We start from the raw sequence: 15,968 nt of genomic DNA, 5'->3' as shown, positions 1-15,968 counted from the left end.
TCAGTACACGGAAGGAAATCCGATGGACGAAGATCTCTTTCTGAAAGGTCTCGAGAAGCGCAAGGCCACGCTGGGCCGGGACTATGTGGAGCGCAGCCTGAGCGCCGCCGACGGTTTCAGCCGCCCCTTTCAGGAGGCGATGACCGCCTGGTGCTGGGGCTTCGGCTGGGGCGACGAGACCATCGACGCCAAGACCCGCTCGATGATGAACCTCGCCATGCTGGGAGCGCTCGGCAAGATGCATGAGTGGGAAATTCACTGCAACGGGGCCATCAACAACGGCGTGTCGGCGGAGGAGATCAGGGCCATCATCCATGTGGTGGGAATCTACTGCGGGGTGCCGCAGGCGCTGGAGTGTTTCCGCGCGGCGCGCAAGGTGCTGACCGAACGGGGCATGCTGCCGGATGGCGCAACAGCCCAACGCTGATCTTTCCGTCACCGCCGAAAGGCTGGCGGCGTGGAACACGCCGGAGCGGCGGCGCGCCAGTTTCCGCTCGCTCCACCTCATCCACCGCCGCGGCCTGAGTTTCCGCGCGGCCGTCGTGCGCGAACTTGAGCCCGCCCCCGATCCCGCCGTCGCCGCAACGCCCGGGCTTCGCGATCTCACGGAAAACCCAGCCTTCTCCGGGCTGGCCGTGGTGCGGGATGGCCGCATCCTGTTCGAGCGCTACGCGCCGGATTTCGGGCCGGAAGGGCTTCACAGCATCCAGTCCATCACCAAGACCTTCGTTCACCTTGCCCTGGGGCGGCTCATCGCGGCGGGGCTCGCTGATCCTTCGCAGCTGATCGGATGTTATGTGCCGGAGGCGGGCGCCGCCTATGCCGGCGCCAGCCTGCAGGACGCGCTCGACATGGCAATCGCCAGCAATTTCACCGACGATTACCAGGCCCCCTATTTCCCGCCGCCCGCCAAAGGCGAGCCGGTGGGCTATGCCCGCCAGGAAATCGCCATGGGCTGGCGCTTGCCGCCGCCCGGCGAGCATGAATTCGGGGTCCGCGACTTTGCCGCCGGGCTGGTTCCAGCGCCAGGCCATGTGGCGGGCCAAGACACGCTCTACGCCTCGCCCAATACCGACATGCTGGGCTGGGTGATCGAGCGCGCCAGCGGACGGAAGCTGGCCGAGCACGTGGGCGATATTATCGAAGCGGCGGGGCTTGCGGGAAGCTTCCACATCTCGGCTGATTGCCAGGGCGTACCGGTGCTGAGCGGCGGTGGCGTGATGACGGCGCGTGACCTTGCCCGCTACGGCTTGCTGCTCGGCCGGTCCAGCGCCTTCCTCGCCGATGCCATGAGCGGCGCCGGAACCTGTTACGGAGGAGCTTCGAACCTCCGCTACCGGAACCACCTGCTGAGCAACGGAACATGGATCGGGCACCCTGGCTATGCCGGCCAGTTCCTGATGGTGGATCCGGCAAGACAGGCCGCCGCCGCCTTCTTCAGCGTGCTGGAGACCCCCCATGGCGACCAGGACGGCTATTTCGCGGCGGTGATCGCGGTTATCGAGCGCCTCATGGCGGCGGTGCGCTGATCGGCCCCGGCGAAATCATGACGTTGCTGTCGGAATTATGATAATGGGGTTGAAAGGTCCATCTGACTATTTCACGGTTTCATCAGAGCAGTCCGGGAGAGCCGCGCATGAAATTCCAGCTCGCAATCAATCTGGAGCGCATGGACGACAGCCTCGACATGAAAGAGGTTGCCCGCCACACGCTGGAGATGGTGCAGATGGCGGAGGAAGGCGGCTTCCACATCGTCTGGTCGGCCGAGCATCACGCGCTGGAGATGACCATCGCGCCGGACCCGTTCCAGATCCTCACCTGGTGGGCCGCCCATACCTCGAAGATCAGGCTCGGCACGGCGGTGGCGGTGGCGCCCTACTGGCATCCGATCAAGCTGGCCGGCGAGGCCGCCTTCACCGACCTGATCACCGGCGGCCGCCTGGAATTCGGCATCGGCTCGGGCGCCTACCAGCGCGAGTTCGACCGCATGTTCCCCGGCCTCAAGCAGAGCGACGGCTGGAAATACATGCAGGAGATGCTGCCCGCCGTGCTGGCGCTGTGGCAGGGCGATTATGAGCACAAGGGCGAATACTGGAACTTTCCGCTCGCCACCCCGGTGCCGAAGCCGCTGCAGAAGCCGCACCCGCCGCTGTGGGTGGCCGCACGGGCGCCGGTGACCTATGATTTCGCGGTGAAATACGGCCTCAACATCATGTCCTGGCCGCTGACCCGGCCGATGTCGGAGGCCGAACTCTACAAGTCCCGGCTCGATGAGGCGCTGGCCAACAACCCCGGCAAGCCGCGGCCGATCTTCGCGATGATGCGCCACACGGTGGTCTATGACCGCAAGGAAGACTGGATGGTGCCGGTCAAGGCCGCGCAGCGCCAGCTCGGCCAGTTTGAAAACCTGTTCAAGAATCTGGGCGACGTGAAGAACGGCTTCCCCAAGGAAGTAGACCTCGGCGAGATCGCCAACCGGGCCGAATACGACCCCAGGATGCTGTCCACCAATTTGATGTTCGGCACGCCCGACGAGGTGATCGAGAAGCTGAGGCCCTACGAGACGCTGGGCGTCGACCAGTTCACCTATTACGCAAGCCTCGGGCTCGGCCTCAAGGAGCAGAAGCGCTCGCTGGAGCTGTTCTGCAAGGAAGTGATCCCGGCGTTCAACTGAGGTTCGGCATGTCCAGTTTCGTCGAGGTCTCCCGCAACGGCCATGTGCTGGAGGTCAAGCTCAATAAGCCCAAGGTCAACGCCATCGACCACGCCATGAGCCGGGAGATGGGCCAGGCCTTCGCGCTGCTGCGCGACGACCCGGAGCTCAGGGTGGGCATTCTCACCGCCGGGGGCAACCGCATCTTCTCCGCCGGCTGGGACCTGAAGGCGCTCAATTCCGGCGACATCAAGCTCGACAACTGGTGGGAGGACGGCGACTATGGCGATGGCGGCTTTGCCGGCCTCACCGAGAACTGGACCCTCAACAAGCCGGTGATTGCGGCGCTGAACGGCCTCGCCATCGGCGGCGGCTTCGAGATCGCGCTCTCCTGCGACCTGATCATCGCCGCCGAGCATGTGGAGTTCGCGCTTCCTGAAATGCCGCTCGGCATCGTGCCCGATGCCGGGGCGCTGCAGCGCCTGCCGCGCCGCATTCCGCACAACATCGCCATGGAGATGCTGCTGCTCGGCCGCCGTATGGGCGCGGTGGAGGCCGCGCATTATGGGCTTGTGAACAAGGTGGTGCCGGCGGCGGAACTGATGACGGCGGCGCGCCAGTGGGCGGACCAGCTGGCGAAATCCGCGCCGCTCGCCATGCAGACGGTGAAGGAAGTGCTGCGCGCCATCGAGGCCAAGCCGCTGCGCGAGACTTTCGCCACGATGCGGACCGGCGACCTGCCGGTCTACCGCGCCATGCTGAAATCAGAAGACGCGGCCGAGGGCGTCAAGGCCTTCGTCGAAAAACGTGAACCGGTGTTCAAGGGGAGATAGGCGATGGCGCGGCCTGATGTTGCGGATGTGAAGAAGGTCGCGAGCATCGGCGGCGGCCCGATCGGCGCTGGCTGGGCGGCGCATTTCCTGGCGCGCGGCTATGATGTGACGGGCTATCTCCACGCCATGAGCGAGGAGCCGATGTACCGGAAAATCCTCGACACCGCCTGGGTGAGCCTCACCGCCCTCGGGCTTGCGCCCGGCGCCTCGCTCGGCCGGCTCACGCTGACGGATGATTTGCAACGGGCCGTCGCCGATGCCGGCTTCGTGCAGGAAAGCGCGCCGGAGCGGCTCGAGCTGAAACAGAAGCTATATGAGAAGCTGGGCGCCATGGCGCCCGCCGGTGTGGTGATCGCGTCCAGCACCTCGGGCCTGATGATGACCGATATCCAGGCGCTGTGCCCGACGCCCGCGCGCACGGTGATCGGCCACCCGTTCAACCCGCCCTATCTGTTGCCGCTGGTCGAAATCATCGGCGGCAAGCAGACCGCGCCTGATGCGGTGGCCTGGGCGCGGGACTTCTACGCCCATGCCGGCAAGGCGCCGCTGGTGATGACGAAGGAGATACCCGGCTTCGTGGCCACCAGGCTGCAGGAAGCTTTGTGGCGCGAGGCGCTGCACATGGTGGCCAATGGCGAGGCGACGCCCGAGGACATCGACATCGCGCTGATGAACGGCCCTGCCCCGCGGCTTGCCATCCAGGGCCAGTGCATGGCCTTCCACGTGGCCTGCGGCGAAGGCGGCATGGCCACCAATCTCGACCAGTTCGGCCCGGCGCTGAAGCTGCCGTGGACCAGGCTGGTGGCGCCGGAACTCACCAGGGAGCTGCGCGACCGCATGGTGGAGGGCTGCAACGAGATGGCCCGTGGCCGCCATTTCGAGGACATGGCCGCCGAGCGCGACCGCGCCATCGTTGGCGTTCTGAAGGCGGTGCGCGCGGCGCGGGCCGGGAGCTAAGTCTGGCGGTCATTGAGGCTCAGCCGGTCCAGCCGAAACACGTTCGTCATTGCCCGGCTTGACCGGGCAATCTTCTTTTTGGCGGCGTTGAGGCCAAAGGTCCTGGGCCTGACGCCCACCGCCCGTGCCAGTTCGATACCGCGTGGAAAAACCGAGCCAACGTGCAGAGAGGTTTTTCGAAATGGCCGATCCCGGAGACATCGCCGAGCGCGCGGACTATGCCCCAAGGATGCTCGCGGGCCGCCTGATGTCTGGCACGCCCAGTCATCTGGTCACGAAACTGAGCGGCGGTTCGCAACGTCCATGGCGAAGCGGGTTGACCTTGAGGGGAATGCGGCCCTAGCTTGCGATGGCGGAGGAATTGGAACGCCATGCGCGCAACTCACGACCAAGCGACGTTCCGTGATCATACCGCGGCGCGGATGAAAGACCCTGCGGGTGCCGCCGGAGAAGAGCTACGACCCGGCGGGGCCAGCGATGACACTTCCATTATCGACAGCGCCGGCGAGATCGGCACTAATATGATTGCTGATTTCCGGGCCAGCAATGGAACGGGTGACAAACTGCGGCTCGATCTGAGCGATGCCTATGACAGCTTCGCAGAGGTCATCGCCACGGCCAGCCAGTCCGGCGGCAACACGGTGCTTGACTTCGGCAGCCTGGGCACGGTGACGCTCACCGGGGTGGCGCTGACGAAGCTCGTGGCGGATGATTTTGTGTTTGGGTGAGGGGCAGAGAGCAGCTATTCAAGAAACGTTGCAGATGGCGAAAATGTTGGTCGAAGAAATGGGGTACTAGGTGCTGTGATGGATAGTACATTTTCTAGAATTGAAGTGATCGTTTCGTTTGTAATATTTGGAACAATATTTATATGTGTTCTGATAATTTGGACACAAGAATTACTGTTCTATTGGAGCAATAAATGGGACTTCAGCAAAGATAGCGGATTTCGCGGTTCAATCGGGCCGTCTGCTGACGCCGGACTTCCAGTTGCAAAGGAATTAACGCCCAAAGTTCGGGTATTGTTTGCACTGCCCTTCATGTTGGTGGTTAGCATTTCTCTTATAATTTCACTGCTGTTCTTCGTCGCACAAAACTGATCTCTATGGTCTGAAGGGAGCGCAAAAGTATGTCTGGCCAAGGAAACTTTATCGTAGGTGGTGGGGGTGGCTATTCGTTCGGGTATGGAGCTGTTGGGGTCAGCGTAGCTAATGATGCCAGCTTCACCGGTCAGCTGACGGTCGGCTTCGTCTCGGCAAGGTTAAGCTACAATGTCATAGCGAGTGGCGGCTAAGCGTTGAGTCGCAATATGGTACTGGACTTCGGCAGCCTGGGCACGGTGACGCTCACAGGGGTGGCGCTGACGAAACTCGTGGCGGATGATTTTGTGTTTGGGTGAGGGGAAATGGTCAACGAAGCCCCAACGAACGGCACAAGAAGAACAATTGGCATGCGGAGCGAAAACGCCGACGGAGTGCCTCAAAATCTCGATCATCGGTTCTTCGTCACCACAATGATTGGTGACGGGACCACCGGCTGCTTTGTCACCATGCCGGCTGTCAAGCCAGCAAGAGTGATTGCCAGCAAGAATGCGTTCCTAAAGCGTGAGATTGGGCTTGCTCGCGATAAGCAAAAGTCGAGAAGATGTTTAGCGGCGATGAGGCCTGCGCTTGATCCATATGGCAGCCGAGAACCTGTTGCTAGATATCTCACCCTTTGTGGGCTCGTGGATTATCTCGGGTGAGACAAATAATCAACGATGATGTCTTTCAAGTGTGGTGATCAATGAAAATCTCTCGAAAAACCGCGTGGATTATATTCTTTCTGTCACCACTTGGTAGTTTTATTACCTGGCAACTTACAGAAAATGGCCTTCTTAGTACATTGGTTGGAGGAGGCATGGTGTTAGTGCTCTGGTATCACGTAGTACGCGGCGGCAGTAAGGATTGATGATGAGCGATAACAGCAGAAAATCCACCGGCGGTGTCGCCGGTTCTACTCTGGCGGACGCACTTGGTGGCGCTGCGGAGGTTGCTCTGGCAGCTGAAAGCCAAGGGGCTTGGCTGGGGCAGAACACTTCAAATATGTTAAAGATTGGCGGTCCAATCGCCAAGGCGGCGGGTCTCGGACTGAATTATCAAGAGAACGTGGCTGCAGGAATGAGTCCATATTATAGCTTCGCGGAGGTCATCGCCGCGGCCAGCAAGTCCAGCGGCAACACAGTACTGGACTTCGGCAGCCTGGGCACGGTGACGCCCACCGGGGTGGCGCTGACGAAACTCGTGCCGGATGATTTTGTGTTTGGGTGAGGTGTAGGATTGATGCAGGACTACTCCTTTCCTGAAGACCCGACGACTACGTTGGATCTCGCGGCGGCAGATATGGCTGAAGGACTTTGTATGAGCAAGCAATCGCCGAGATCAAGGTTGCTACTTGTAATTTTAGGGATAATCATCTGTTCTCTTCCAATCGTATGGGTCGTATATGTTCCTATTGTTGTTTGGTGGTACTCCATATCCCCAGCGGACTCCGTTCGACTTGCGGAACTAGAAATAGATAGACGCTTGAGAGAGACCGGCGAGCAGGAAAAGATGCAATATGCAGTTTGCCGTTACAATTTGGCCACTCCAGAAGAGCCTCATGAATGGGTAGGCTGCAGAATAGACATCACTGCGTCAGATGAAATGATATATTTTGAAATGGTCTTGGATGGGACAGGAAGGAAAAGCTATTCAGATTTTGATAGGGTGAAAAGATGAGTGACTATCCGGAAAATGAACGTCCTCGTACTAGTTTTTCAGCTGCTGACGCACAGGATGTACAGGAACAGTAATCACCTGACAGTTGCCGCGCGTCGAAGCTGCCGTGGACCAGGCTGGTGGCCCCGGAACTCACCAGGGAGCTGCGAGACCGCATGGTGGAGGGCTGCCACGAGATGGCCCGCGGCCGCCATTTCGAGGACATGGCCGCCGAGCGCGACCGCGCCATCGTGGGCGTTCTGAAGGCGGTGCGCGCGGCGCGGGCCGGGTCAGATCAGCAGCAGTGACCAGCCGGCGCCATAGAGCAGCACCAGTCCGCCGGCCAGCATGAGCACGGCGCTTGCCTTCACCAGCATGGTCGAGACCAGAGGCTTGCCCGCGGCCGGGCGGCGCGACGGCTTGGGAACGGCATAGTCCTGCTCGGCGGGATCGCACGGCTGCCCGGCGGCCTGCGCGGCAAGCGGCAAGTGGGACCCTCGCCCCTGGTGGCTTGCCCAGACATCGCCGATCAGCGACAACCACGCCCCGCCCGCCAGCAGGGCAAGGGCGATCCGGCTGGCTGTCGGGCCCAGCACGACGGCGCCGGACAAGACCGAGACGGCGCAGAGCGCCAGCGCCGCGGCGTGGATCACCGCCTTGGAGTGAGCGGTGAGGGCAAGGCGCGGAGATGCGGCAACCGGGATCAGGAAACCCTGCACGCACGCAACGACAAACAACAGGACGCCGTGAAGCGCCAGGCTCATAGCCAGGTCAGGCATGATGGATGGCCCCTGCAAGTTGAGTCTCAGAACCTGATAGTTTGCACGTGATCAGCACAGCGGCAAGACGGGCAGGCGGCGTTATCAGCCACGGGCGAAAAACCGTCGCATCATGGCCATGGCCCGCATCCATGGATTGGCGACATCCGGCCCCCCGCCCCAGATGTCCATGGGCGGCTTGGCGCCAAAGATCCTCTCGTAAGAGTCGAGCGTCGCTTTCCAGGCATCCGCGGCCGGCGCGCCGCCAGCCGTGCCGAGGCCATGGGCGAGCGGGCGTTCGCTGATCATGCCGCCCAGCGTCTCCCAGTAGTCCTGCACATTCTCGATATGCATGAGCCAGGCATCGTTCACGATGCCGGGAGGAATCACCTGATGGCCGGCGCGCATCGCAAGAAACAGGAACTTGCGGTATTCCTCGATGATCCGCTGCGCCGCCGCGGCGTTGTAGCCCAACTGCGTCTGCAGCGCCTGGGCCAGCGGCGCGAAGGCGGTGAGGCCTTCGGCGTTCATCATGTTGAGCTTCAGCCAAAGCGGGTCGAGCCGGTAGTCGGTCACGGGAACGTCATACCGGAATTTGCACCACCGCGCGAAGCCCGCCTTTCGGGCTATCCTCGAGGCGGATGTCGCCGCCATGCGCCCGGGCGATGTCCAGGGCAATGGCAAGTCCCAGCCCGGTTCCCGTCTCATCAAGGTTGCGGGCATTGTCGAGGCGCACGAAGGGCCGGAACGCGTCGGCCCGCTTGGCAGCCGGAATTCCGGGTCCGTCGTCGTCCACCGTCAGGGTCAGCATGTGATCGGCCACGCTGGCGGTGACCGAAACCGTGTTGGCATAGCGCACGGCGTTGCCGATGAGATTGACGAGCAGCCGCCCGAAGGCATTGGGGATGACCCGCACAGCCAGGCCTTCCGGCACGGCGACGGCGACATTTCCGCCGCCGCGCCCGGTGGCGCGCACCGCGTTGCCGACGAGCGTTCCCAGATCGGCCTCCTGCGCCGCTTCTCCGCCATCGCCTTTGGCGAAGGCCAGGTAGGCCTCAAGCATGCGCTGCATTTCGTCGACGTCTTCCTTGAGCAGCTGCACCTTCGGCCCATCCCCCAGAACGGCAAGCTCCAGCCTGAAGCGGGTGAGGATGGTGCGGAGGTCATGGCTCACCCCGGCCAGCATGGTGGTGCGCTGCTCGACCTGCCTTGCGATACGGTCACGCATGTCGAGGAAGGCCTCTCCGGCCGCCTTCACCTCGCGCGCTCCGCGCGGCTTGAAGACGCCCACGTCGCGGCCGGTGCCAAAGCGCTGGGCGGCGCTGGCGAGGTCGGTGATCGGCCTGATCTGGTTGCGCAGAAAGACGATGGCGATGGCGAGCAGAAAGGCCGAGGACAGCAACATGAGCAGCAGCAGGAAACCGGTGCTGGTCGCGAATGTTCTTTCGCCGCGCGTCAGGAAGTGAAAGACGACGCCATCGGCGACCTTGACGCGCACATCCACGAACTCCGGCAGCTTGCCGGTGTCGATCCAGAACTCGCGTCCCATGTGAACGGTGAGTTCGCGGGTCAGCCGCGTGTCGGCGCGCGAGAACAGCGGATCCGGCAAGGGTTCAGGCAATTCGCCGCGTCCGATCGTCAGGCCAAGGCCCAGCGTGCCGTTGGCCAGCTCCAGGATGCGCTGCGTGGCGGCCGGGCCGCCGCCGGACTCCTCATAGAGCTGGACGAGCAGGCTTACATCGCGCGCGAAGGAGCGGGCAAGAAGCTTGGAGACGTTCTCGAAATGCCGGTCGAAGATAAGCCCGGTCATGATCGTCTGAAGCAGCACGACGGGAGCCACAAGGATGATCAGGGCCCGCGGAAACAGCCCTTCCGGCATGTGGCGCTCGAGAAAGGCGTTGAAGCAGTCATAGAGCCGGTTGCGGGGCATCCGCCTAGCGCTCCTCAGTCCGCCAGCAGGACATAGCCGGTTCCCCGGACTGTCTGGAGATAAAGCGGGGTGGACGGATCATCCTCGATCTTCTGGCGCAGACGGTTGATCTGCACGTCGACGGCGCGGCCGCCCTCATCGGAGGAATCGGGCGCCAGTTCGGCGCGCGCCACCGCCTGGCCGGCGCTGGCGGCAAGCCGGCGCAGAAAATCCCTTTCCCGGGTGGTCAGCCGGACCACATTGCCGCCCTTGCGCAACTCGCCGCGCTGCACATGGAACACGAACGGGCCAAACGCCACCTCCGCCCTGCTCCGCTCCGGCTGGTCCCGCCGCCGCAGCAGCGCCTGGATGCGCAGCAGCAGTTCGCGCGGTTCGAACGGCTTGGCGAGATAATCGTCGCTGCCGGTTTCGAGGCCGGCGATGCGGTCGGAGGTTTCGGCCAGAGCCGACAGCATCAGCACTGGCACGCGGCTTCCCTCGTTGCGCAGCGCGGCGGTGAGCGACAGCCCGGACTCGCCCGGCATCATGATGTCGAGCACCACCAGCTCGAAGGCGACGCCGCGCATCTTGTCGCGCGCCTCGGCGGCGCTCCCGGCGACCGAAACGCGGAAGCCGTTGTCGAGTAGATAGGCCTGCAGCAGGTTGCGGATCCGCCGGTCATCGTCCACCACCAGAATGTGCGGCAGATCATCCACGGGAGCCCTCATCGCCGAGCAGGCAGGCGCGCTCGATCCAGCCGCGCACCGCTTCCCGGTTTTGCGGCGAGACCATGTGATAGAGCAGCTTGCGGAACACCGCCGCGGTGCCGCCGCCCGGGGCCGCCACGGCGCGCCGGATGCGGTCAATCTGCGGGCGCATGAGGCGCTGGCGCAGCCCCTCGCCCGCCGCCGTGAGAAAAAGCAGGCGCTGGCGGCGGTCATGCTCGCCTTCTTTTTGGTAGACATAGCCCTTGTCGATCAGCTCCTTCAGCACCCGGGCCAGGCTCTGCTTGGTGATGCGCAGAATGTCGAGCAGCTGCTGCACCGTCATGCCGGGGTCGCGGCCGACGAAGTGCAGCACCCGGTGATGAGCGCGGCCAAAACCGAACTGGCCGAGGATTTCGTCCGGATCGGACACGAAATCGCGGTAGGCGAAGAACATGAGCTCAATGAGCGCCACCGTGTCCTGTTCGCTGAGCGGCGCGGCGCCTGGCGCTTCGCGTCCGGATTCTGGAGGGGAAATTATGTCAGCCATATTGACATATTTACTCCCGCGCGATAGCTTTGGCCAGAGCAAAAATACTGCGGAACAGGCGGCGCTAACCGCCGGTCCGCCGGACAGGAGCATCGGATCATGGCCATTATTCCCTTCGATCAGCGCGACGGCTGGATCTGGTTCAACGGCGAAATCGTGCCGTGGAAGGAGGCCAAGGTGCATGTGCTCACCCATGGCCTGCATTATGGCTCCTGCGTGTTCGAGGGCGAGCGCGCCTATGGCGGCGTGATCTTCAAATCACGCGAGCATTCGATCCGGCTGCACACGTCGGCTGAGCTGATGGACTTCGCCATTCCCTATTCCGTCGACGAGCTGAACGCCGCCAAGGACAAGGTGGTTGAGCTGAACGGCGGCGGCGACCAATATGTGCGCCCGGTGGCCTGGCGCGGCTCGGAGATGATGGCGGTCTCCGCCCAGCACAACAAAATCCACGTGGCCATCGCCACCTGGGCCTGGCCGTCGATGTTCGATCCGGAGACCAAGATGAAGGGCATCAAGCTCGACATCGCGGAGTTCCGCCGCCCCGATCCGCAATGCGCGCCGGTGCATGCCAAGGCGGCCGGCCTCTACATGATCTGCACCATCTCCAAGCACAAGGCGGAGAAGAAGGGCTATGCCGACGCCATGATGCTGGACTGGCAGGGCCGGGTGGCCGAGTGCACGGGGGCCAACATTTTCTTCACCCGGGACGGCGCCATCCACACCCCGATCGCCGATTGCTTCCTCAACGGCATCACCCGCCAGACGGTGATCGCCCTGGCCAAGGAACAGGGCCTCGAGGTGATCGAGCGGCGGATCATGCCGGAGGAGCTTGCGAGCTTCAACGAGTGCTTCATCGTCGGCTCGGCCGCTGAGGTGACGCCGGTTGCCGAGGTCGGGCCCTACCGCTTCACGCCCGGCAACATCAGCCGCAGCCTGATGGACGGCTATACAAACGCGGTGCGGCCGAAATCAAAGGCGGCTTGAGGCAGCGCTGCCGCAATAAGGCAGGTCCATGCTCTACGCCGCGGCGGCCTTCATTCGCAGCATAGCCTCTTGGCGCACGGCGGGGGATGCGAAGCGGGCGATGAGATCGAAGCTCTGTTCCTGCGCCGCCGCCGTCATGCCCTGGTAGCCGCCAGTCAGGCGTTCGATCATCTCGGCGCCAAATTCGTCTTCGGTCAGGCGGAACACATCCTGGCTTTCAGCCTCCGCCACCTCATGGGCGGCGCGCAGCGTCCACAGGCAGGCGTCCGGCAAGCCAGCTCTGGCGATAACGCTCTTGAGACGGCCCGGCGCGAAATCAAGCTCCGCAACCTCGAGATCGGCGAGCGCGGCCAGCGCGGCGGCCACCACGTCCCAGGCGCCAAGGCAAGCGGCGCGCATCAGCAAGGACGGCGTCAGCAGATCGTTCTCCTCCAGAAACGCCGCCGCGCCGCCGAGGTCCTCCGCCGCGGTGGCCACCAGAACCGCGAGGATCGCCTCCTCTTCCGTTTCCGCCAGAAGTGCGGCGGCGGCGCGGGCCGGAAGCCACCGCCGCTCGGCGAGCAACAGGCGCAGCCTGGCCGACGCTTTGCGGACCTCCGTGATGCGGAGTTCGGCCGGCAGACCGGGCCGCGCCAGCAGCGCATCCAGCGCCTCCGGGCTGCCGCCAAAGCGGTCATAGAGCGTCCAGTATTGCGGACCGGACAGGGAAACGGCGGGGTTTTCAAGCAGCAGCTGATTGACCGGCCAGGGCAGCTCCTGGACAATCAGCGCGGCGAGCGCCGGATCAAGATCAGGGCGCAGCGCCACCGAGGCCTGGCGCGCCACGTCGCCCACCCGCAGCACGGCCAGCATATGCCAGGGCGTGAGGCTGGGCGTGGCGCAGAGGAACGGAAGCGCGATCGGGTCAATGTCAGAGATAATGGCGAACAGCAGGTCGCTTTCCAGTTGGCTCACCGGGGCCAGCGCCTGTGCGAGCGCGTGGCGGACGTCGAGATCGGGGTCAGCGGCCAGCCCCAGGGCCATGGCGAGCAGCAGATGCGCGTCATCCGGCCCGGCGGGCGGCGCTGACATGAGATCGCCCATCAGCCGGGCGAGGGCGATGCGGTCTTCCGTGCCGCCGGCGGCGATGATGGCCAGGAGCGGCTTCAGATCGAGGCCGGAAGCGGTGGGCGGAGGGGGGTGATCTGGCATGAAACCTCTGCGGGATGATTGGATGATTCCACGCAAGGCTTAACAATCCGTTTACCATGATCGTTAACCGCCGGGAGCATGGCGCTCTCGGTTTAATGCGCCATGGCGCGGCCATTGAATCTTGATATTGCGGAGGCGGGGCATCCTCTTCGTGGCCGGCAAAGAGGACTTCCGGGCAAGCCCCGGGGGCGATGACAGAGGGGAGCGCAAACCCCAAGCCAAGCCCGGGGAGCGAATACCATCCCTTCATACGGACCCTATTCGGGCGTGAGGCTGGCCTTGGCGGTGGTGGCGACCGGGCTCACCGTCATCACATCGCTGCCCTGGGCCTTGAGGTGATCGGGCTTGCGCCAGCGCCGCCACAGCGCGAAACCGGCAAGCGAAGCCTGGACGGCGATCATGTAGATCAGGAAGCCGTCGCCGCCGATCCGCCGCATCATGGCGCCGACGACGAGGGGGCCGATCAGCGAGCCCACGCCATAGAGCAGGATGAGCTTGGCCGCGGCGCCCAACACCTGGTCCTTGCGCAGATGATCATTGGCATGGGCGACGACGAGCGAATAGATCGGCAGCGCGATGACCCCGAAGGCGGTGACCAGCGAGATCAGCAGGAGGCGCGACAGATAGTTGCCGCCGGCCAGCGTGATCGCCGCGATGACCGCCGAGACCAGGCTCAGCAGCATGATGATGGTGCGGCGGTCGAAGCGGTCCGAGATCCAGCCAATCGGATATTGCGAGAAGATAACGCCCAAGGGCGGCAGCGCCATCATGATCGACACCGAAACCAGCGGCAGGCCCTTGGCCAGGCCGAACACCACGCCCAGCGCAAAGAACGCGCCCTGCGCCAGGCCGCAGGCGAACACGCCGATGACCGCCAGCGGCGAGGCCTCCCAGATGTCGCGGATGGCAATCGGGCGGGCGCCCTCGACGCTGGGCGCTTCGGCGGGCAGCAGAATCAGCGGCACCAGCGACATTGACAGCAGACAGGAAACGATGATGAAGCGCACGAAGCCCGACTCGTCCGAGACGTTGAGCAGCAATTGCCCGAGGCCCAGCGCGCCATAGGTGACGATCATGTAAAACGACATCACCTGGCCGCGGTTCTGGTTCGACGAGGCGGAGTTGAGCCAGCTCTCGCAGACGATGAACATGCCCGAGACGCAAAGCCCGGAGATGACGCGGAGCAGGAACCAGAAGCCCGGCTCGACCCACAGGGGAAACAGCAGAATGGCCGTCGAGACGGTGGAGGCCAGGCCCGCGAAGGTGCGCACATGGCCCACCGAGCGCACCAGCCGCGGCGTCAGATAGGCGGACAGCAAGAGCCCCGCCGAATAGCCGGCCATGACGAAGCCCGTAACATCGGTGCCGAAGGAATTGCGGTCGGCGGCGAGGCTGACGAGCGAGCCGCTCAGGCCCTGCCCCAGGCACAGCATCGCCACGCACACGAGCAGCACCCAGAGGGAACGGTTGATCATCAGGTCTCCGGCGGCGGCGCGGCCGCGCTCACACGGCGAGCCCGGCCTGGCGCAACTTGAAATGCAGTAAATCGCGGTCGAATGGCAACATCAAGACCTCCGCCGCGCCTTCAAGAATAGTCTGGCCGAACATGGCGGTGTCTGGCGTCTCGGCATAAAGGAACACCACCGGCGGGCGGCCCCGCCCGCTGAGCCGCAAGCGCTTGACGACGTCGCGCGTCATGCCGCCGCCGGCCGCGGCCGAGACCATCACCACCTCGGGCGAATTGTCGTTGCAGAAGCGGACCGCCTCATCCGCGCGGTTGGTGAGGAAGGTGCGCACGCCCAGCCCCGCCAGCATCTGTTCCAGATGCCGCCGGCTCCGGCCATTCTCATCAATGAGCAGACAACTTGTCATGTCCACATCCGTCTCCAGTTCCGAGGCCCCGCAGCCTGTCACCGTGTAGGAGCCGACTCCTGCGCCCTCATGGTTAATGAGGCGTTAACGCAACCTTCAGGCAAACTTTGCATTGGCCTTAGCTAATTGAAATCACGCAAGAATCAATTCCACCAGGGTTAGGGGCCGCAGCCCCGGAACAAGGCCTGAAAACCCGGCGCTTCCCGCGACTCAGTGGCGGCTGTGCAGCGCCCCTCCCGCTCAGTCCGGGCGGCGCATCCGCCAGGCTTCTGAGACCGTGGCATATTCGCTGTAGCCCAGACGGGCGATCGGCCGCATCGCCACCGTGTCGACCCGGCCATCGGCGATGTAGCGGTCGTCGATGTGAATGCCGAGGACCCGGCCGATCACCATATGATCCCCGGCGGCGCCATCATCGTCCGGCAGCGGGATGATGCGATGGAGGCGGCATTCGAGGCAGGCGGGACTCGCCGCCACCCGCGGCGGCCTGATCAGCCGGCAGGGCGCCTTCGCAAGCCCCGCCAGTTCGAACTCATCCACCGCCACATGCGCGGATGAGGCATTCATGGCCTCGCGCAGATCGAAACTCACGAGATTGACCGCGAATTCGCCCGTGGCCTCGATGTTGCGCAGCGAGTCCTTCGGCGGGCCGCTGCCGAAGGCCACGTAATGCGGCGCCTGGGCGAAGGCGTTGAAATAGCTGTAGGGCGCGAGGTTCGCGACACCCTCCGCCGAGACCGACGAGATCCAGCCGATGGGGCGTGGCGCGACGAGGGCCTAGAACGGGTCGTATTCGAAGCCGTGGTCGTTCTTCAC

Annotated in this window: 19 protein-coding genes; 10 read left to right on the top strand and 9 right to left on the bottom strand. The window is 63.8% G+C overall.

What is annotated here, in order from left to right; translation table 11 throughout:
- Positions 1–22: 22 nt before the first annotated feature.
- The 9 genes from ACKOED_RS10350 (at position 23) to ACKOED_RS10310 (ending at position 7,489) form a co-directional block, all read left to right on the top strand.
- A complete protein-coding gene (locus ACKOED_RS10350) occupies positions 23–427 on the top strand; it encodes a carboxymuconolactone decarboxylase family protein (RefSeq protein WP_408916514.1) in 405 nt (134 codons plus the stop codon).
- Entirely contained in the window at positions 405–1,529 is a 1,125-nt protein-coding gene (locus ACKOED_RS10345; protein ID WP_408916513.1) for a serine hydrolase domain-containing protein, read from the top strand. The genes ACKOED_RS10350 and ACKOED_RS10345 overlap by 23 nt, the downstream gene beginning before the upstream one ends.
- Positions 1,530–1,636: 107 nt before the next feature.
- Positions 1,637–2,674 (top strand): LLM class flavin-dependent oxidoreductase, encoded by a 1,038-nt coding sequence (locus ACKOED_RS10340; RefSeq protein ID WP_408916512.1) that lies wholly within the window; start codon positions 1,637–1,639, stop codon positions 2,672–2,674.
- Positions 2,675–2,682: 8 nt separating this feature from the next.
- Complete coding sequence (locus ACKOED_RS10335) at positions 2,683–3,486, top strand: carnitinyl-CoA dehydratase (RefSeq protein WP_408916511.1); 804 nt, start codon at positions 2,683–2,685, stop codon at positions 3,484–3,486.
- Between the two features lie 3 nt (positions 3,487–3,489).
- Positions 3,490–4,443, top strand: coding sequence for a 3-hydroxyacyl-CoA dehydrogenase NAD-binding domain-containing protein (locus ACKOED_RS10330; RefSeq protein WP_408916510.1), 954 nt, complete (start codon positions 3,490–3,492; stop codon positions 4,441–4,443).
- 371 nt (positions 4,444–4,814) lie between these two features.
- Complete coding sequence (locus ACKOED_RS10325; RefSeq protein ID WP_408916509.1) at positions 4,815–5,171, top strand: hypothetical protein; 357 nt, start codon at positions 4,815–4,817, stop codon at positions 5,169–5,171.
- A gap of 1,224 nt (positions 5,172–6,395) precedes the next feature.
- A complete protein-coding gene (locus ACKOED_RS10320; RefSeq protein ID WP_408916508.1) occupies positions 6,396–6,752 on the top strand; it encodes a hypothetical protein in 357 nt (118 codons plus the stop codon).
- Positions 6,753–6,764: 12 nt separating this feature from the next.
- The gene (locus tag ACKOED_RS10315; protein WP_408916507.1) at positions 6,765–7,202 is read left to right on the top strand and encodes a hypothetical protein; all 438 of its coding nucleotides are present in this window, start codon (positions 6,765–6,767) and stop codon (positions 7,200–7,202) included.
- A gap of 119 nt (positions 7,203–7,321) precedes the next feature.
- Positions 7,322–7,489, top strand: coding sequence for a hypothetical protein (locus ACKOED_RS10310; protein ID WP_408916506.1), 168 nt, complete (start codon positions 7,322–7,324; stop codon positions 7,487–7,489).
- Here the strand turns inward: ACKOED_RS10310 and ACKOED_RS10305 are convergent.
- The 5 genes from ACKOED_RS10305 to ACKOED_RS10285 form a co-directional block, all read right to left on the bottom strand.
- Positions 7,472–7,960 carry a hypothetical protein gene (locus ACKOED_RS10305; protein ID WP_408916505.1) on the bottom strand — a complete coding sequence of 163 codons (489 nt, stop codon included), beginning with the start codon at positions 7,958–7,960 and terminating at the stop codon, positions 7,472–7,474. The two genes, ACKOED_RS10310 and ACKOED_RS10305, sit on opposite strands and share 18 nt — an antisense overlap.
- Before the next feature lie 84 nt (positions 7,961–8,044).
- The gene (locus tag ACKOED_RS10300; RefSeq protein WP_408916504.1) at positions 8,045–8,515 is read right to left on the bottom strand and encodes a hypothetical protein; all 471 of its coding nucleotides are present in this window, start codon (positions 8,513–8,515) and stop codon (positions 8,045–8,047) included.
- A gap of 7 nt (positions 8,516–8,522) precedes the next feature.
- On the bottom strand, positions 8,523–9,869 hold the full coding sequence (locus ACKOED_RS10295; protein WP_408916503.1) for an ATP-binding protein: 1,347 nt from the start codon (positions 9,867–9,869) through the stop codon (positions 8,523–8,525).
- 14 nt (positions 9,870–9,883) lie between these two features.
- The gene (locus ACKOED_RS10290) at positions 9,884–10,576 is read right to left on the bottom strand and encodes a response regulator (protein ID WP_408916502.1); all 693 of its coding nucleotides are present in this window, start codon (positions 10,574–10,576) and stop codon (positions 9,884–9,886) included.
- Positions 10,557–11,102 carry a MarR family winged helix-turn-helix transcriptional regulator gene (locus ACKOED_RS10285; protein ID WP_408916501.1) on the bottom strand — a complete coding sequence of 182 codons (546 nt, stop codon included), beginning with the start codon at positions 11,100–11,102 and terminating at the stop codon, positions 10,557–10,559. The genes ACKOED_RS10290 and ACKOED_RS10285 overlap by 20 nt, the downstream gene beginning before the upstream one ends.
- A gap of 99 nt (positions 11,103–11,201) precedes the next feature.
- On the opposite strand from ACKOED_RS10285, the gene ACKOED_RS10280 reads away from it, so the two are divergent.
- Entirely contained in the window at positions 11,202–12,089 is an 888-nt protein-coding gene (locus tag ACKOED_RS10280) for a branched-chain amino acid aminotransferase (protein ID WP_408916500.1), read from the top strand.
- 33 nt (positions 12,090–12,122) lie between these two features.
- Here ACKOED_RS10280 and ACKOED_RS10275 read toward each other — a convergent pair whose 3' ends face one another.
- The 4 genes from ACKOED_RS10275 to ACKOED_RS10260 form a co-directional block, all read right to left on the bottom strand.
- The gene (locus ACKOED_RS10275; RefSeq protein WP_408916499.1) at positions 12,123–13,280 is read right to left on the bottom strand and encodes a DUF2336 domain-containing protein; all 1,158 of its coding nucleotides are present in this window, start codon (positions 13,278–13,280) and stop codon (positions 12,123–12,125) included.
- A 257-nt stretch (positions 13,281–13,537) separates the two neighbouring features.
- The gene (locus tag ACKOED_RS10270; protein ID WP_408916498.1) at positions 13,538–14,755 is read right to left on the bottom strand and encodes an MFS transporter; all 1,218 of its coding nucleotides are present in this window, start codon (positions 14,753–14,755) and stop codon (positions 13,538–13,540) included.
- Between the two features lie 28 nt (positions 14,756–14,783).
- On the bottom strand, positions 14,784–15,152 hold the full coding sequence (locus tag ACKOED_RS10265; RefSeq protein WP_408916497.1) for a hypothetical protein: 369 nt from the start codon (positions 15,150–15,152) through the stop codon (positions 14,784–14,786).
- A 240-nt stretch (positions 15,153–15,392) separates the two neighbouring features.
- Positions 15,393–15,908 (bottom strand): flavin reductase family protein, encoded by a 516-nt coding sequence (locus tag ACKOED_RS10260; protein ID WP_408916539.1) that lies wholly within the window; start codon positions 15,906–15,908, stop codon positions 15,393–15,395.
- Positions 15,909–15,968: the final 60 nt, after the last annotated feature.

The sequence above is a fragment of the Aestuariivirga sp. genome (assembly GCF_046093005.1).
In the GTDB taxonomy this organism is placed as follows: Bacteria; Pseudomonadota; Alphaproteobacteria; order Rhizobiales; family Aestuariivirgaceae; genus Aestuariivirga.
The sequence above is the reverse complement of the archived record's forward strand: the minus strand, read 5'-3'. Positions and strand labels throughout refer to the sequence as shown.

What these genes read in the sequence shown, in the direction of transcription:
- ACKOED_RS10295 (WP_408916503.1), bottom strand. Translation starts at nt 9,869, where the DNA reads ATGCCCCGCAACCGGCTCTATGACTGCTTCAACGCCTTTCTCGAGCGC.
- ACKOED_RS10320 (WP_408916508.1), top strand. Translation starts at nt 6,396, where the DNA reads ATGAGCGATAACAGCAGAAAATCCACCGGCGGTGTCGCCGGTTCTACT.
- ACKOED_RS10340 (WP_408916512.1), top strand. Translation starts at nt 1,637, where the DNA reads ATGAAATTCCAGCTCGCAATCAATCTGGAGCGCATGGACGACAGCCTC.
- ACKOED_RS10280 (WP_408916500.1), top strand. Translation starts at nt 11,202, where the DNA reads ATGGCCATTATTCCCTTCGATCAGCGCGACGGCTGGATCTGGTTCAAC.
- ACKOED_RS10330 (WP_408916510.1), top strand. Translation starts at nt 3,490, where the DNA reads ATGGCGCGGCCTGATGTTGCGGATGTGAAGAAGGTCGCGAGCATCGGC.
- ACKOED_RS10350 (WP_408916514.1), top strand. Translation starts at nt 23, where the DNA reads ATGGACGAAGATCTCTTTCTGAAAGGTCTCGAGAAGCGCAAGGCCACG.
- ACKOED_RS10315 (WP_408916507.1), top strand. Translation starts at nt 6,765, where the DNA reads ATGCAGGACTACTCCTTTCCTGAAGACCCGACGACTACGTTGGATCTC.
- ACKOED_RS10265 (WP_408916497.1), bottom strand. Translation starts at nt 15,152, where the DNA reads ATGACAAGTTGTCTGCTCATTGATGAGAATGGCCGGAGCCGGCGGCAT.
- ACKOED_RS10345 (WP_408916513.1), top strand. Translation starts at nt 405, where the DNA reads ATGGCGCAACAGCCCAACGCTGATCTTTCCGTCACCGCCGAAAGGCTG.
- ACKOED_RS10270 (WP_408916498.1), bottom strand. Translation starts at nt 14,755, where the DNA reads ATGATCAACCGTTCCCTCTGGGTGCTGCTCGTGTGCGTGGCGATGCTG.
- ACKOED_RS10275 (WP_408916499.1), bottom strand. Translation starts at nt 13,280, where the DNA reads ATGCCAGATCACCCCCCTCCGCCCACCGCTTCCGGCCTCGATCTGAAG.
- ACKOED_RS10290 (WP_408916502.1), bottom strand. Translation starts at nt 10,576, where the DNA reads ATGAGGGCTCCCGTGGATGATCTGCCGCACATTCTGGTGGTGGACGAT.
- ACKOED_RS10335 (WP_408916511.1), top strand. Translation starts at nt 2,683, where the DNA reads ATGTCCAGTTTCGTCGAGGTCTCCCGCAACGGCCATGTGCTGGAGGTC.
- ACKOED_RS10305 (WP_408916505.1), bottom strand. Translation starts at nt 7,960, where the DNA reads ATGCCTGACCTGGCTATGAGCCTGGCGCTTCACGGCGTCCTGTTGTTT.
- ACKOED_RS10325 (WP_408916509.1), top strand. Translation starts at nt 4,815, where the DNA reads ATGCGCGCAACTCACGACCAAGCGACGTTCCGTGATCATACCGCGGCG.
- ACKOED_RS10285 (WP_408916501.1), bottom strand. Translation starts at nt 11,102, where the DNA reads ATGGCTGACATAATTTCCCCTCCAGAATCCGGACGCGAAGCGCCAGGC.